This window comes from Pedobacter sp., assembly GCF_031119335.1.
Taxonomy (GTDB): domain Bacteria; phylum Bacteroidota; class Bacteroidia; order Sphingobacteriales; family Sphingobacteriaceae; genus Pedobacter.
The window spans coordinates 70,752-87,318 of record NZ_JAVHXT010000008.1; the positions used below are offsets into that span (position 1 = coordinate 70,752).

Here is a 16,567-nt window from a genome sequence, read left to right on the forward strand (position 1 = left end):
TATGTAACATAAACAAGAGTGATTGGTGATAACACCAACCACAGGAAAAAGTTGGGGAACAAGCAGAAAATTTCTCAAAACATTGATCTTTTACGCTATTTTTCAAATAAAATCACGACTGCCATAGGGTTGTCACCTGCTCAAATTACTTTTACTTTATGGAAAATAAAATGATTATCAATATTCTTGCATCTCAGTATAAGGCAAGTCTAGGTATGCTCAATCAAGCTTTAGAAAAAATACCGTCTGATCAATGGAACAGTGATGAATACAACAACCCCAATTGGCAAATTGCGTATCATACTGTGTGGGCTACCAAGTTTTATTTAGGCGCTCATGTAGAAGGTTATCGTCCTTTCGAAAATGCCATTGATGGTGCTGAAAGTTTGGGCGGAACTGAAGAGTGGGAAAATACAGACAAAGGTGTGAAAGTAGAGGATTTTCATTCCAAAGAGGAATTAATGGCTTTTATTAGTCACCTAACCGATAATTTAGAACGGGCTATAGCTGCACTACCTTTAGAAAGGGATTCGGGTTTTGAGTGGTACCCTTACTCCCGTCTAGAACTACACATTAACAATATTCGGCATATCCAGCATCATACTGCACAAATTATAGAACGCTTAAAAGCCAACGGAATAAACGGTTTTAATTGGTGGGCAAATGAAAATCCACCTCAAACTTGGTAAAATAAAAAATCCCGATGTCTTTTGTACATCGGGATCAATATATGATTAAAGACCAATTCTTATAATTGGCTATCTAATTTACCTGCCAATACTGACTTAGGCACTGCGCCAATTTGTTTATCTACTACTTCGCCACCTTTGAAGTATAACAAAGCCGGGATATTGCGGATACCAAACTGCATCGAAATTTGAGGGTTGTTGTCAACGTTTACCTTGCCAACCAAAGCTTTACCTTCGTATTCTTTAGCAATTTCTTCTACCACTGGACCAACCATACGGCAAGGACCGCACCATTCTGCCCAAAAATCTACCAAAACTGGTTTATCCGATTTTAATACTAACTCTTCGAAGTTAGCATCTGTTATTTCTAAAGCCATATCTAAATTTTTTATGTTACAAATATATTATCAATTGTGATGCCATCAATAGGCTAATGCCAATTTGACATTAACATGGTTGAAGATAGAGGGTTTAGAGGCAGAGGGTAAAAACCAATTCGCCTTATGCTAGGCAACCGTAAATCTTCCGTCTTCCAACCCGCTACCTTAATTCAACCTATAATCTACAAAATTCATGTTCTTAATGCCATTCAAAAACTGATTGCTAGGATTAATTTTTTTGTTCTTCGACGGCATTTCGAGTTTTAAACCTTTCTCTACATCATAAACCTCGAAATTGAGCTTACAGTTTTGATTTTCGCCACTTTCTGCATTCTCTTCCAAAATAGCTTGTATTTGCTGCATGAAATTGTCGTTAACAGCTTCAATTGGGAACAACAAGGTTAGTGATTTGGTGAGCTTATCTCGAAGACCTGAAAGCAAGTCAATGCTGGTAATTTTAAACTCCCAATCGCCTTCTTTACCGAAACGCAAGCCTAATTTTCCACGTATTTGCAAGAAATATCCCTCAGTTAAAAATTGCTTAAATTTCAAGAAATCGTCGCCAAACAAAGCGATTTCACAACTATCATCGTAATCTTCAAATACGAAAATACCAAAAGGCTTACCGGTTTTGGTGATACGCTGCGAAGCCGTACCAACTAAACCACCAACCACAAGCTCACGGTTCTTCAATCCCTCAAACTCTGCCATTACTTCCTCGTTGGTATCTCCCATTCGCACTTTGTTAATGATAGAAAGATGCTTCACTTTGTTAGCGCAATACCTATCCAACTCAAAACGATAATCATCTAACGGATGTCCGGAAAGAAAAATACCGATAGCATCTTTTTCATATTTCAATCGATCTATCAATCCCCATTCTGGCGCAGTTGCAAAAGTAGGCTCTAAAATTAAGTCGGCTTTTGAACCTCCAAAAAGTGAAGATTGTGACGAGTTTTGATTATTCTGAAAATCGTTGGCATACTTGATTAACTTTTCAATGCCATTTAACTTGTCGTTGGCACCGATGAAAAAATACTGTGCCCTATGATAACCAAAAGCATCGAAAGCACCGCCATACACAAAACTCTCGTAAGCTTTTTTGTTAACGATACGGGTATTCGAACGCTTGGCGAACTCAAAAACCGTTGGATAAGGACCATTCTCTACCCGCTCTTCGATGATACTTTCTACTGCCTTCTCTCCTACTCCCTTCACTGCCGATAAACCGAAACGAACTTCTCCGTTAGCATTTACCGAGAATTTCATATCAGACTCGTTCACATCCGGACCAAGTACAGTCACCCCCATTTGGCGACATTCTTCCATGAAGAAAGCCACTTGCTTAATATCGCTCATGTTATTGGAAAGTACCGCAGCCATATATTCTGCCGGATAATGTGCTTTCAAATAAGCAGTTTGGTAGGCAATCCAAGCGTAGCAAGTAGAGTGAGATTTGTTGAAAGCGTAAGATGCGAATGCTTCCCAGTCTTTCCAAATTTTCTCTAATGTTGTAGCAGCATGTCCTTTTTCCGAAGCTTGTTTCACGAACTTGGGCTTCATTTTATCTAGTACATCTTTCTGCTTTTTACCCATTGCTTTACGCAAAACGTCGGCCTCACCTTTGGTAAAACCTGCCAATTTCTGCGACAAAAGCATTACCTGCTCTTGGTAAACTGTAATGCCGTAAGTTTCTTTCAAATATTCCTCACAAGCATCTAAATCGTAGGTAATTGGCTCTGTACCATGTTTACGACGAACGAAACTAGGGATATACTCCATCGGTCCTGGGCGATACAATGCGTTCATCGCAATTAAATCTCCAAACACCGTAGGTTTTAGTTCCTTCATGTATTTCTGCATCCCCGGACTTTCGTATTGGAAAATACCAACCGTTTCGCCACGCTGGAAAAGCTCATAGGTCTTTACATCATCTATCGGGAAATTATCTGGGTCGAGGTCTACATTGTGACGTTTTTTCACCAGTTTCACCGTGTCTTTGATGAGGGTTAGTGTTTTTAACCCTAAAAAGTCCATTTTTAGTAGGCCAGCACTTTCTACTACCGAGTTATCGAACTGGGTAACGTACAAATCACTGTCTTTGGCAGTAGCTACAGGTACAAAATTGGTAATATCATCTGGCGTAATAATTACCCCACAAGCGTGGATACCCGTATTACGTACCGAACCCTCCAATACGATGGCCTGCTGCAAAGTTTCGGCTGCTAAATCTTTTCCTCCCGCTAATCCCTTAAGTAGGTTCACATTTTCGTATTCATCGGGTCGCAAAGCGTCTTTTAAGGCTTTTTCTTCTAAATTGAAGATTTTTGCCAGCTTCATGTTCGGCACCAACTTGGCAACCTTATCAGCCTCAAAAAGTGGTAAATCTAATACCCTAGCCGTATCTCTAATAGAAGATTTCGCTGCCATGGTACCATAGGTGATGATTTGCGCCACCTGACTAGAACCGTATTTATTTATTACATAATCCATTACACGGCCACGGCCCTCATCATCAAAATCGATATCGATATCGGGCATGGAAACACGGTCTGGGTTAAGGAAACGTTCAAAAAGCAAGTCGTATTTAATGGGGTCGATATTGGTAATGCCCAAACAGTAAGCAACTGCAGAACCTGCAGCCGAACCACGCCCTGGACCTACGGAAACATCTCTATTCCTAGCTTCGGCAATAAAATCTTGTACAATCAAGAAGTAACCTGGATAACCAGTTTTTTCGATGGTTTGCAGCTCAAAATCTAAACGTTCGGTAATGTCTGGCGTTAATTCACCGTAGCGCTTTTCTGCCCCAACGTAAGTCAAATGGCGAAGGAATTTGTTTTCCCCACGTTTGCCGCCATCTTCCTCATCTTCTGCAACCACAAACTCCTCTGGAATATCGAACTTAGGTAACAGTACTTCCCTCGCTAGCTTATAAGTTTCAATCTTATCAATAATTTCTTGAATATTGATAATCGCATCTGGCACATCAGCAAAGAGTGTTTTCATCTCATCTGCCGATTTGAAATAATATTCGTGATTTGGCATGCCATATCTAAAACCTCTACCGCGACCAATGGGTGTAGCCAGTTTTTCAGCATCTTTTACACACAACAAAATATCGTGTGCGTGGGCATCCTTTTTATTTACGTAATAAGTATTATTGGTAGCCACCATCTTCACTTGGTGCTCCACCGCCATTTTTACCAATACTTCGTTTACACGGTCTTCATTTTCCTGACCATGTCGCATTAGCTCGATATAAAAATCATCACCAAACTGTGATTTCCACCATAGCAAAGCTTCTTCTGCCTGCTTTTCACCAATATTTAAAATCTTACTTGGCACTTCGCCATACAAGTTACCAGTAAGTACAATCAGGTTTTCTTTGTATTGTTCTACGACTGCCCTATCTATTCGAGGTACGTAATAAAAGCCTTTGGTATAAGCAATAGACGACATTTTTGCCAAGTTGTGATAACCTTGCTTGTTTTTCGCCAAGAACACCACCTGATAACCGTCGTCTTTTCTAGTCTTATCTGTATGATTATCGCACACAAAGAACTCAACACCCAAAATTGGCTTAATTACGGTAGCTGTAGGTGTTTCGCCTTTTTCAATCGCTTCAGCATTTTTAGCTTCTGCACTTTTGTTATGGTTAAGTACGTTGTTCACAAAGTGGAAGGCTCCCATCATATTGGCATGGTCGGTAAGGGCTACCGCTGGCATTCCTTTCTCTGCCGCCGCCTTTACCAATGCAGGTACACTGATGGTACTTTGCAACACTGAAAACTGCGTGTGGTTGTGCAAATGAACAAAAGTAGCATCAGCCAACGCAGCTTTGTTTTGTTCTAAGGTTTGCTTAGAAACACCACCTGTATCTGCACCTTTTCGCTTCCTTATTTCATCAGAAGCAGCTTTTAGATTGATATGTTTTATCCCTACAGACTCAATGGCAAAAGGGTTGGCTTCCTTAAAGCGCAAGAAATAATCGGTATCAACCTGAAGTTCTTCTTTGGTGAAAACCTGCTTTTTAATCAGCTCCAAGAAACAACGGGTGGTTGCCTCCACATCGGCAGTGGCGTTGTGTGCTTCGCCGAAAGGTGTACCAAATAAATATTGATGAAGCTCTGTTAAGGTAGGTAACTTAAATTTACCGCCCCTACCGCCTGGAATTTTCAACAGCTCTGCCGTAACCTCGGTACAAGTATCCAACACCGGCATATTGGCCAGGTTATTTTCTACACCAAAACGATGAAGCTCACAACCCATAATATTGATATCGAACTTGATGTTTTGCCCAACTACAAACTTGGCTTTACCTAGTGCTTCGTTAAACTTTACCAATACATCTGTTAAATCAATACCTTGCTCGGTTGCTAAATCCGTCGAAATACCGTGGATACGCTCCGCATCATAAGGAATATTGAAACCATCTGGTTTAACCAAATAATCCTGATGCTCAACTAAGTTCCCTAACTCATCGTGCAATTGCCAAGCAATTTGAATACAACGTGGCCAGTTATCCGTATCGGTAATTGGAGCGTTGAAATTACGTGGCAAACCTGTAGTTTCGGTATCGAAAATTAAGTACATAGCTGATTAAATAAGGATATCAAAATTAACGAAAAATTAAGCCCAATCGGTCACCAAATTATCAACATCCATTACCAACTGTTAATGAGCTTTTTGATTTTCATCAACCTCATTTTTCATTTTTTTAACACATCCGTTAAAATTTATTACTTTTACTCTTACAAGCTCTAAACCCTAAACATAAATGGAATTTACCTTTAACGGCTACGGACTAGTTTTGCTATTCTTTGGAGCGTTAACCGCCATTTTAGCCGTATACATTTATAAACGTGGAACAAATGTAGTACGTTGGTTTAGCTTAATGATGGGCTCAAACGCCATTTGGTCTATCGCATATGGCTTAGAACTTTCTAGTCGAACCCTAGAGCAGGCCATATTATTCATCAACATTGAATATCTCGGCATTGCCACGCTACCTTTAAATTGGTTTCTGTTTTGTCTTAATTTTTGTAATAAAGAGTGCTGGTATAAAAAGCCACTAAATTTAACGCTGCTGCTCATTGCCCCAATTACCACGCTAGTAATGGTTTGGACCAACCCGTTGCACCACTTGCATTACAAAGATATCAGGATGTTCTACGAAGGACCTTTCCCAATGGTAAAAATTTATCCCGGCACTTGGTACCACATCTTTACTGGCTACTTTTATTTACTACTGGCTTGCGGGTGTTATCTAATCCTCAACAAGTTTAGAAATTCAGATCCTATCTACAGAAAACAGAATTACAGCATTATCATAGCCGCTATTTTACCATGGATAGGCAATATCACCTATTTGGTAGGCATAAGACCATTGGGCTTTATTGATGTAACTCCTTACGCTTTTATCCTCACCACATTTCTTATCTTTTTAGGAGTTTATAGGTTTAGGTTGTTCGATATTGTACCTATTGCCCGCGAAAAAGTACTTGAATTGATGAGCGATGGTTTTTTGGTATTGGATGAAAAACATCGGATTATAGATTATAACAGTTCGTTGCTACGTTTCATTAACATTGATAAAGATCTGAAAGTAATTGGACAGGCACTTGAAGACATTTTTTCGGACCAACCACTACTTATTAACAATATTAAGGATAGAAAGAGCGGCAAAATAGAACTCCAAGCCAACGTGCACAACCAAACTATTTACTTTGAGGTAGAGATTCTATTTTTACACGAAAATAAAATCAACAACGAATTTACGATAGTTAAGTTGCAAGATCTAACTACTGCAAAAAAAGATGCGCTAATAGCCAGAGAACAAGCCATTGAATTAGAGAAAGTAAACCAACTGAAAGACCGCATATTTTCTATCATTGCCCACGATTTAAGAGGACCCTTGGTTAACCTTTCTGAGGTACTGAAAATGGTTTCTTACAACCAAATTAGTGATGAAGAATTTAAGGCACTTTCTCCTGTTTTAAGTAAGGATATTATTTACACCACAGATTTACTGGAGAACATTTTACACTGGTCGCGTAGCCAGCTGAAAGGATTTGGCATTAGCAAAGAGTTTTTCAACGTCAGAAATGTCATTATTAACGAAATAAATTACCATTTGCCTTCAGCAACGCTTAAAAACATCAAAATTTTACATGAAGTTTTCCCGTATGAAGTAGCCTATGCCGATGTGCTAATGTTTCAGATTGTGATACGGAATATTCTTAATAATGCGATTAAATTTTGTAATGAAGGTTGCGAAATATCTATCACTGCGGCTTATCAAAAAGATGGAATGTTAAAGGTAAGCATCAAAGACAGCGGCATTGGTATCTCGAAAGCGACCCTAGAAAAACTTTTTAAGCAAGAGAACATTTCATCAAGAGGTACCAAAAACGAAAAAGGAACTGGATTAGGATTGATGATCTGCAAAGATTTTATGCACAGAAATAATGGCGAAATTACTGTTGAAAGTGAAATTGGCGTAGGAACTACATTTAACTTAACCCTCCCTACCAAGGCATAAAAAAAGCCATTTCACTATCTGGAGCTAAGTAAAGAACTCTGCAATAACCTTAAGTTATCTCAAACCCCTACTCCTCTAAATAGCAAAATGGCTTTATGCTTTTAAGGATGATTATCTTCCTACAGCTTCGTTAATAGCTTGCTGTTCCTTTAAATCATCAACATTGTTCTTACTTCCAAATTTTTCGGTTTTGTTGGCGAAATAATCTAAAATGCTCACAATAGAGTCTAAATTATCAGCTACACGTTGGTGCATATCTGGTAAATCTTGCTCCAGTTTTTTATCTCCAAGTTCGATATTATCTACTTCGATTTTTCCTATTTTTTGTATGATAGCTTGTTGAGAATGCTGTAAATCTTCGAGCTCTCTCACTATCTTCTCCATTAGTTCGAATTTCTTTAAAGTTTCCATAAAATATGCTTTATTAATTGATAAACTTAGTTTAACAACCAATTCAACAAGCTTATTGTTTGATTTTATTAGATTTTGCAGGAAAAAATTTGTTTAAGTTAAAAACAACTAATAAATTAGTTGAATGAAAAAACACGCTATCCTTCTTGCATTACTTGTTATTTTTAAAATTAGCTACGCCCAAGAAATTTCTCTTGACAAAGAAAAACTTTTGGAGTTTTACCAAACTCAACGATATGCTGAAGCCGCCGCATACCTTGCCAGCCTTTATCCTGCAGAAACAACTGATGTAAAAGCTTTAACACAAATTGCCTATTGCAACATGATGGCTGGAAAACTGGTAGACGCAGAAAAGAACTATCAAAAGATCAACGAACTTCAGCCGCAGCAAATTCCGGTATTATTTAGTTTAGCAAACATTAATTCGAGGCGTGGAAACACCAAAAACGCAGCAGATTATTTACAGCAAGTGGTGAAGATAGATAGTAATAATTTCAATGCCTATAAACGTTTGGCAGATTATACCGATAGCGCCGCCCTAAAGTTACAACACCTGCAAAAAGCTAACAAATTGAACGCAACAGAAGCAGACGTGGCTTTTGACTTAGCTCGTGCTTACCGAAACGAAAAAAGTTATCAAAGAGCTTATGATGTACTTAAAACTGCTATTACCGCCGATACAAGTAATCTTATTTTACAACAAGCTTTACTGCCTATTGCCAATTTCTTGAGCAAATACAATGAGGTTGTAATTGCTGGCGAAAAACTGATAAAAAATGGTGCCGACGCCAATGTAGTTGTAGATGTAGCCAAAGCATATTTCTTTCTAAAGAACTACAAAAAAGCCATTTCGCTTTATCAGATGTTGGAAAAAAAGGCCATGCAGAACGAAGGCACGTTGTATTTTACATCCTTAAGCTATCGGGAACTGAAAAATTACGAAATGGCAGCAGCTTATGCCAAGCGCACCATAGAAGAGGGCATTTCGCCCAATACATCGGCCTATTATAATGTACTTGGTGGAATTTATGATGAAAAGCAGCAACTTACACAGGCAATTAATGCTTACAAAAAAGGATTGACTTACAGCGCAAATAAGAATATTCAATACAGATTAGGACTATTGTACGATTTGAAACTGAAACAAACCAAATCTGCACAAATCTATTATAATCAGTTTTTGAAGAATAAGCAGTTAAATGACGAAGACAAAGCGCAAATAGATTATATTAAGGCAAGGCTGGAGGAGTTTAAACCAGTTGCCCAAAAGACATCGCCATAAACAAGTTGCGCAGCTTAGGGTGAGCTATTGCAAAGTAACATTTTCGTCATTGCGAGAAGAGTAACGACGAAGCAATCTATCTTGTTAGATTATAAAATAATGTTGGTCGGGATTTGTAATCTCGACTTTTAGAGCTATGGATTTTAAATCCATTCTTTCAAAAGCTTATTAACTGAATTATTTCAAATCCTCGAAAACAGGTTTTACATCTGTCCAAAATTCATCTAAGGCAATGATGCGTGGTTTTAGAAATGCAATAATATCTGGCCATTGCTGCTGATTATAAACACTGACGTTTGGCAAAACACATTCTATACGAGCCACCTGCTTGTAGAAAGCGTTACTGGTAGATGGCAGCCATTCCCATTGTTCGTTCAACGTGCTTTCCAATAGCGATTTAAACTCTTGGAATTGCTCAAAAAACAGTTCTCTGATACCGTCATCTGGATGTGCAATTTCGATGGCAATGCTGGCGTGTTTCTTTTCGGCATCCATGCGGAAGAAGATATTTTTGACACCAGTTTTGTAATTTACCCAATTTACAGGCAAACCTTCGGCTCCAGGAATAGGCTTCATATACTGACCGAAATTGATCCAAAACTGTTGTCGTAGTCTAGTTGCTTCTTCTTTGCTGAACATTGGGTTATGTTGTAAGGTTTAAAGGTTGGAATGTTGTAAGGTTAATGCACATCATTAATAGCAAGCACTGATCAAGATTTGTTTCAAAAAAGCGAAGGGTTTTAGTTAATTAAACCCGATTGAAGTGAAAATACTTTTTAGAGCGTCATTTCGAACGCAGTGAGAAATCTGTTTGATAGCAGCAGTTAACTTTGAGATTTAGCTTCGCTTTCTTTCAGTTCTCTCTGCGTTCGAAATGACGATGACAGCACAAAAAAAGATCTAAACTGAAAGCGGGGCTACAACTGCCAAGAACCACTACCATTTTTTTCCAAAAATCAATTTCTACCCATTAAACGTGCAACGTATTTACCAATGATATCGAATTCTAAATTAACGGTATCGCCAACTTTTACATCTTGCAAATTGGTATGCTGGTGCGTGTACGGAATAATAAAAACCGAAAACTCATCGTCGGCAGAATTGACCACCGTTAGGCTAATGCCATTCACACAGGCCGAACCTTTTTCTACAGTTACGTTGCCCTTAGCAGCATCGTACTTAAAGCGGTACTCCCAACTTCCATCAAGCTCTTTTACTAAAATACAAGTAGCCGTTTGATCTACATGACCTTGTACAATGTGCCCGTCTAAACGGGCATTCATCTGCATACAACGCTCTAAATTTACCTTCGCCCCTACTGTTAAATAACCCAAATTAGTTTTCTGCAAAGTTTCGTCAATGGCGGTAACGGTATGCGTATCTCCGTCTAGCTTAACCACGGTTAGGCAAACCCCATTATGCGCCACGCTTTGGTCTATTTTTAGCTCGTTGCTGATGTTGGACGCGATGGTAAAATGGATGTTATCGCCCTCTCTTTGTATATCTTGGACAGTGCCTAAAGTTTCTATTATTCCTGTAAACATTTACGTGTATTTCTTTCTGTTTTGCACCCAATTGCTTTGTTGTTTGGCTTCGGAAGCTATTGGCTGCGATTTGCTTTTTTGGTCTTGCATTAATAGTACCGCCGCAATGGCCGCAATCATTGCTTCTTGCTCATTTTCGCTTTTTAAGCTTTCTGGCCTGAAATATTTGCCTACAAAATGCGTGTCGAACCTACCTGAAACAAAGGCTGGATGTTGCATTACAAATTTACCGAAGTTTAGTGTGGTTTGTATGCCCGTAATGTCATATTCTTCAATTGCCCTCACCATTCGTTCAATAGCCTCTGTACGGTCTTTACCATAGGTGATGAGTTTGGCAATCATCGGATCGTAATAAATAGGAATTTCCATGCCCTGCTCAAAACCATCGTCTACACGTACGCCATAACCTTTTGGGGTTTGATAGGTTTGCAAAGTACCAATATCTGGCAAGAAATTATTCAAGGGATCTTCGGCGTATACACGCAATTCCATGGCATGACCACTAATTTTCAGATCATCTTGTTTAAAGCTGAGGGCTTCGCCACGGGCAATTTTGATTTGCTCTTTCACTAAATCTAAACCGGTAATCATTTCCGTAACGGGATGCTCTACCTGCAAACGGGTGTTCATTTCGAGGAAGAAGAAATTGAGGTTTTCGTCTAGGATAAATTCTACTGTGCCAGCACCGACATAGCTAACCGAACGAGCTACATCTACTGCACATTTGCCCATTTTTTCTCTAATTTCTGGGGTTAAAACTGATGATGGTGCTTCTTCTACTACTTTTTGGTGACGGCGTTGTACAGAGCACTCCCGCTCGAAAAGATGCACGATATTTCCGTGGGTGTCGCCCAAAACCTGGATTTCGATGTGGCGGGGGGAAGTCACATAACGTTCGATAAAAACGGAACCATCGCCAAAGGCAGAGGTGGCTTCGCTTACTGCCAATTGCATTTGTTCTTCAAAATCTGCTGCCTTTTCTACAATGCGCATTCCTTTGCCACCGCCACCGGCAGCGGCTTTAATAAGGATGGGAAAGCCAACTTCTACCGCACGTGCCTTAGCTTCATCTACGTTGGTAATGGCTTCTTCGGTACCGGGAACCATGGGTATATTGTATCTCAGCGCTGCAGCTTTTGCCGAAAGTTTGTTGCCCATTACTTCCATTGCTTCTGGTGTTGGGCCAATTAAAACCAGTCCGGCCTCTTTTACCTCTTGCGCAAAAGCGGGATTTTCTGACAAGAAACCATAGCCTGGATGGATAGCCTGCGCACCGGTTTGTTTACAGGCGTCGATAATTTTGCTGCCTACCAAATAAGATTGATTTGATGGTGCCGGACCAATGCAAACGGCTTCATCAGCATAACGCACATGCAGGGCATTCCGATCTGCCTCAGAAAAAACAGCTACCGTTTTAATGCCCATTTCCTTTGCCGAACGCATGATACGCAAGGCAATTTCCCCACGATTTGCTATCAATATTTTATTCATATCTTGATACTTGGTTACCGTTCACAAGATGTAGATTTTTTTTCAAAATTTCATTTTGCATCGCACATTAGTTAGCTTTTATAGGAAGCGACACATAGAAGGTGCTTCCTTTACCTATTTCACTTTCAAACCAAATTTGGCCCCCATGCAACTCCACAATCTGCTTAGAGATGAATAAACCCAAACCGTATGATTTCTCACCTTTAGTTCCCAATCTTTTTGAGTTTGCTGAAATATCAAAAAGATGTGCTTTGATATCATCTGGAATTCCTATCCCCTTATCCTTAACCGTAATTTGTACTTGTTCCTCTTTTTGTTCAACACCGACTACAATCAAACTTCCTTCGTCGCTAAATTTAATAGCGTTCGTAATTAAATTGCTTAGCACTCGCCAAAGTTTTTCCCTATGCCCATAAATATTAATTTTAAGACTATCTAATTGGATAAGTTGCATTTTCTCAGATGCTTTATGCTCTAGAAGATCTACACAATATTTTAATAACTGATCTAAATCTATCTCCTCTTTACGGAGTTCTTCTTTTGCTGATTTTAAATGCAGTAAGTCGGCCACTAGTTCAAGTGAATTTTTTGAGGCCTCATGAATCATCGTTAACATTTGCCGATCCTCCTCATTTTTGTCGTGGGTCTGCATTAAATCTACAATTGCCTTAATTCCTTCTAGTGGGTTGCGCAAGTCGTGCGCCACAATTCTCATCAATTCTGTATTATCTGAATGACTTTGCTCCAAATCTGATAAAACCTTTTGCATCTGTTCGTTTTGTACTTCTATCCGATGATTAAGTTTGGTAAGGCTAGCAACATTTTCTGTCGTTCGTTTTAAGTTTGACCATATTACGTAGACGGTAAACGCAGCCATTGCCACCAATATAGATGCTGCAACAAGCCATAATTTTTTAATCTGATTATCCCGATCTAAAAGTGCAATATTATGCTGTTGCTCCTTAATTTTAAAGGCATTATCCATGTCAGCTGGTACCATACCCTGATTTATGGCATATAACGAATCTTTTAACTGGATATATCTTTTTGAATAGCTATATACGCCATTTTTATCATCTATTCTTTCGGCATATTGCCATCTAAGTTTATACCATTTGGAGCGAAGCTGATCTACATCGCGGTTTTGAGCAGCATGCCAATCAATCCGTTTCTTGGAACTCTCCAAATACTCGTTTGCCTCCTGATATTTTTCATCATTTATCAATATATCTATCAGCTTAAGTTGAGCTGTTATAGCATCCACTACCTCATAACCAGGTCTATCATTAATTAAAATGCTTTCTTTAAGATATTGTGCTGCCAAATCACTACGTTGCATTTTGCCCCATACACCTCCCAAATTTCCCATTACTACGCCCTTTGCCGCATTTACAAAATCACGATCTGCTTTGTTTGTTGGCTTGCTATTTTTAAGTAAGTTTAATGCCTGTGTATAATAATGTGCAGCACTGTCCAATTGCCCAAGTTTCTCATAACATAGCGCCAAGGTATTTAAATATGATTGGGGCGATGTCACGGTTTCGGAAAAACTGTCCTTGCACTTAGTACTTTTTGACAACGACTGTTTCACATAAGGAATTGCTTTCCGGTATTGTCCCTGCCTATATCTCACTATACCTAAATGATAGCTGAATTTCTTATAGGTGCAACTGTCCAAATATTTTCTGGCAAATTCCCTTCCATCGTAATAATTTTGAAAAGCTTCGTTATAGCGTTTTTGGGCAATAAGTACATCGGCATACATAAACACAGTTAAAACATGTAACTCTGGGTTTTGCCTCTCTATTCCTTTAAGAGACATTTGCATGCTGTCTACATACAAATTTGCTTGATGTAACTCGGGCTGGTAGTTGATAAAATGATTAGCGCAAAAATTATATTTGCTCCATAAATCCATTTCATTCAAAGATTTCAGCTGGTCAAATGACGAATTGATGTAATGAATGCTTTCATTTAAATGCCCATCATTCTGTAGGCGATTGGCCTTTAAGATAATACTATCTGCCTCGTTACTAAATTGTGGCAAGCTATTCTTAGATGGTTTACAGCCAAACAGAAAAATCTGAAAACAGATTAAAAAGTAAGAGAAAACCGTAAAAATGTTTCGGTATCTTTTTGGCATATATTTGACGAGTTAATTAGATGGCTTTCACCAATATATAGTTTATTTGCTAGCTAGTTAACACTTTTCAAAGATATTCTGTTTTCTTATACAACCATCTTTAACATTACTTAACATTTGTTTACTCCCAAATATAAACAATACCGATAAAAAAGTTATTTTTAAGCGATGGAACTAAGCCTAAACGTACCTGCCCTATTCTTCCCTGCCATTAGTTTAATTATGTTGGCTTACACTAACCGCTTTTTAGCCTTGGCCAGTTTGGTAAGAAGTTTAAAATCTAAATACGAACAAAGCGATCGTAACCAAGGTTTACACCAACAAATTAAAAATTTGCGCTACCGTTTAAGATTAATCAAGAATATGCAGGCTTTCGGCGTTTTGAGTTTTGCCTGTTGTTTGTTCTGTATGCTATTTATCTATTTAGAACATACAGTCAGTGCCGAAATTTTCTTCGCACTAAGCTTATTCTTTTTCTTGGTTTCATTACTGATATCCTTGTTAGAAATACAATTAAGCACCAAAGCTTTAGAATTAGAATTAAGCTCTATTGAAGGTATCGAGGATGATTCTATTGTGAAGAAAATTAAGAAGAAGTTTGAGCATTAGGCATACTATTAACACCACATAGGCACATAGAAGGCTCAGAGTAAATCTATGTGTCTATGTAGTTAAACTTCCAACTTTCCAATCACTTCAATTGCCTGATCTATCATTACAGGCGAAACATCTAAATGCGTTACCAAGCGGATAGTTTTAGCAGAAGTGGTGTTACATAAAATACCTTTCCTGCCAAAGGCTTTCACTATATCTTCCGCTTTGTGGCGATTAACCACATCAAAAAGAACAATATTAGTTTCTACGGGCATCACTTTTTCTACATAATTAGTTTGCGCTAATGCATTGGCCAAAGCCTTCGCATGCTGATGATCTTCTGCCAAACGATTTACATGATGATCTAACGCATAAATACCCGCAGCTGCCAAAAAACCGGCTTGACGCATACCGCCACCTAAGGCCTTTCTAATCCTCTTTGCTTGTTTAATCATTTCATTAGAACCTAACAAGACAGAGCCTACTGGCGCCCCTAAACCTTTCGACAAGCAGATCGAAATGCCATCGAAATAATGACCGTAAGTTGCCGCTTTATCTCCAGTAGCTACCAGAGCATTAAACAACCTTGCGCCATCTAAATGCAACTTTAAGCCCTTTATATTACAAAGATTGTGCACAGCTTCAATCTGTTCCAAGGTGTAGCATTTACCGCCGCCTTTGTTAACCGTATTCTCTAAAACCACTAAGCTTGTTTTAGGGTAGTGGATATTATCTTCATTAATCTCCGGCTCAATCAATTCCGGTGTTAAAATTCCCCGCTCTCCATACAACAACCTCGCCGAAGCCATAGAATTGTAAGCAATACCGCCGCCTTCGTAGCGATAAACGTGCGCCGTTTGGTCGCAAATTACTTCATCCAGTGGTTGGGTAAAACACTTAATGGCAATTTGGTTGGTCATAGTTCCCGACGGACAAAACAAACCAGCCTCCATGTGGAACATCGTTGCCAATTTAGTTTCTAATGCATGAACGGTTTCATCTTCGCCATATACATCGTCGCCAACTTTTGCGCTCATCATGGCATCCAACATACCTGCGGTTGGTTTGGTTACGGTATCACTTCTAAAGTCTAATTTTGGTTCCATGGTTTTGGGTTAGCATTTGGGAATTGAAAAGTTTTGGCATAGCATTAAACATTTAGTCATTTCATCATTCTCTCATTCAATCATTCCTTCATCCCCCTAAAGTACACGATAAAATCTGATTAATAAAAAAATTACATTGTAGTTTTTCACAATTTTTCGATCATCATTTATCACTAAAACCGAAAACACATTTGTTCCAAAAACAGCCGTAAATAGTGTAAAAAATACACTTTAGCAAAAAGCCACTCCATTCATGAACAATCAAACGTTTGAATGCCTTCAAGATTAACTTATAAAAAACTTAATATTAATTTTTTATTTCCAATAAAGGCTGATATATTGCCAAACTTTTATACAAATTATACAACTTAACAAACCAAAAA

At 38.7% G+C, this 16,567-nt stretch carries 12 protein-coding genes; 4 read left to right on the top strand and 8 right to left on the bottom strand.

Translation table 11 applies throughout. The annotated features are described in order from the left end of the window. The first annotated feature begins 158 nt into the window (after positions 1 to 158). The gene (locus tag REI64_RS10425; RefSeq protein ID WP_308850059.1) at positions 159 to 689 is read left to right on the top strand and encodes a DinB family protein; all 531 of its coding nucleotides are present in this window, start codon (positions 159 to 161) and stop codon (positions 687 to 689) included. Between the two features lie 59 nt (positions 690 to 748). Here the strand turns inward: REI64_RS10425 and trxA are convergent, their stop codons facing one another. Continuing rightward, positions 749 to 1,066 carry a thioredoxin gene (trxA, locus tag REI64_RS10430; protein WP_267759542.1) on the bottom strand — a complete coding sequence of 106 codons (318 nt, stop codon included), beginning with the start codon at positions 1,064 to 1,066 and terminating at the stop codon, positions 749 to 751. A gap of 168 nt (positions 1,067 to 1,234) precedes the next feature. Then, positions 1,235 to 5,665, bottom strand: a complete 4,431-nt coding sequence (gene dnaE / locus REI64_RS10435) for a DNA polymerase III subunit alpha (RefSeq protein WP_308850060.1) — start codon at positions 5,663 to 5,665, stop codon at positions 1,235 to 1,237. A gap of 184 nt (positions 5,666 to 5,849) precedes the next feature. On the opposite strand from dnaE, the gene REI64_RS10440 reads away from it, so the two are divergent. Continuing rightward, the gene (locus tag REI64_RS10440) at positions 5,850 to 7,613 is read left to right on the top strand and encodes a histidine kinase N-terminal 7TM domain-containing protein (RefSeq protein ID WP_308850061.1); all 1,764 of its coding nucleotides are present in this window, start codon (positions 5,850 to 5,852) and stop codon (positions 7,611 to 7,613) included. A gap of 111 nt (positions 7,614 to 7,724) precedes the next feature. Here the strand turns inward: REI64_RS10440 and REI64_RS10445 are convergent, their stop codons facing one another. Next, positions 7,725 to 8,024, bottom strand: a complete 300-nt coding sequence (locus tag REI64_RS10445; protein WP_308850062.1) for a hypothetical protein — start codon at positions 8,022 to 8,024, stop codon at positions 7,725 to 7,727. 124 nt (positions 8,025 to 8,148) lie between these two features. On the opposite strand from REI64_RS10445, the gene REI64_RS10450 reads away from it, so the two are divergent. Next, positions 8,149 to 9,306 carry a tetratricopeptide repeat protein gene (locus tag REI64_RS10450; protein ID WP_308850063.1) on the top strand — a complete coding sequence of 386 codons (1,158 nt, stop codon included), beginning with the start codon at positions 8,149 to 8,151 and terminating at the stop codon, positions 9,304 to 9,306. A gap of 177 nt (positions 9,307 to 9,483) precedes the next feature. Here the strand turns inward: REI64_RS10450 and REI64_RS10455 are convergent, their stop codons facing one another. The 4 genes from REI64_RS10455 to REI64_RS10470 form a co-directional block, all read right to left on the bottom strand. Beyond that, on the bottom strand, positions 9,484 to 9,945 hold the full coding sequence (locus tag REI64_RS10455) for a DUF4268 domain-containing protein (RefSeq protein ID WP_308850064.1): 462 nt from the start codon (positions 9,943 to 9,945) through the stop codon (positions 9,484 to 9,486). A 317-nt stretch (positions 9,946 to 10,262) separates the two neighbouring features. Beyond that, positions 10,263 to 10,850, bottom strand: a complete 588-nt coding sequence (locus REI64_RS10460; RefSeq protein ID WP_308850065.1) for a riboflavin synthase — start codon at positions 10,848 to 10,850, stop codon at positions 10,263 to 10,265. Continuing rightward, positions 10,851 to 12,341: an acetyl-CoA carboxylase biotin carboxylase subunit gene (gene accC, locus REI64_RS10465; RefSeq protein ID WP_308850066.1), complete on the bottom strand. Its 1,491-nt coding sequence runs from the start codon at positions 12,339 to 12,341 to the stop codon at positions 10,851 to 10,853. A 67-nt stretch (positions 12,342 to 12,408) separates the two neighbouring features. Further along, a complete protein-coding gene (locus REI64_RS10470; protein ID WP_308850067.1) occupies positions 12,409 to 14,484 on the bottom strand; it encodes a tetratricopeptide repeat-containing sensor histidine kinase in 2,076 nt (691 codons plus the stop codon). A 168-nt stretch (positions 14,485 to 14,652) separates the two neighbouring features. On the opposite strand from REI64_RS10470, the gene REI64_RS10475 reads away from it, so the two are divergent. After that, positions 14,653 to 15,093, top strand: a complete 441-nt coding sequence (locus REI64_RS10475) for a DUF2721 domain-containing protein (RefSeq protein WP_308850068.1) — start codon at positions 14,653 to 14,655, stop codon at positions 15,091 to 15,093. 62 nt (positions 15,094 to 15,155) lie between these two features. Here REI64_RS10475 and REI64_RS10480 read toward each other — a convergent pair whose 3' ends face one another. Beyond that, entirely contained in the window at positions 15,156 to 16,184 is a 1,029-nt protein-coding gene (locus REI64_RS10480; protein WP_308850069.1) for a GntG family PLP-dependent aldolase, read from the bottom strand. Positions 16,185 to 16,567 lie beyond the last annotated feature (383 nt).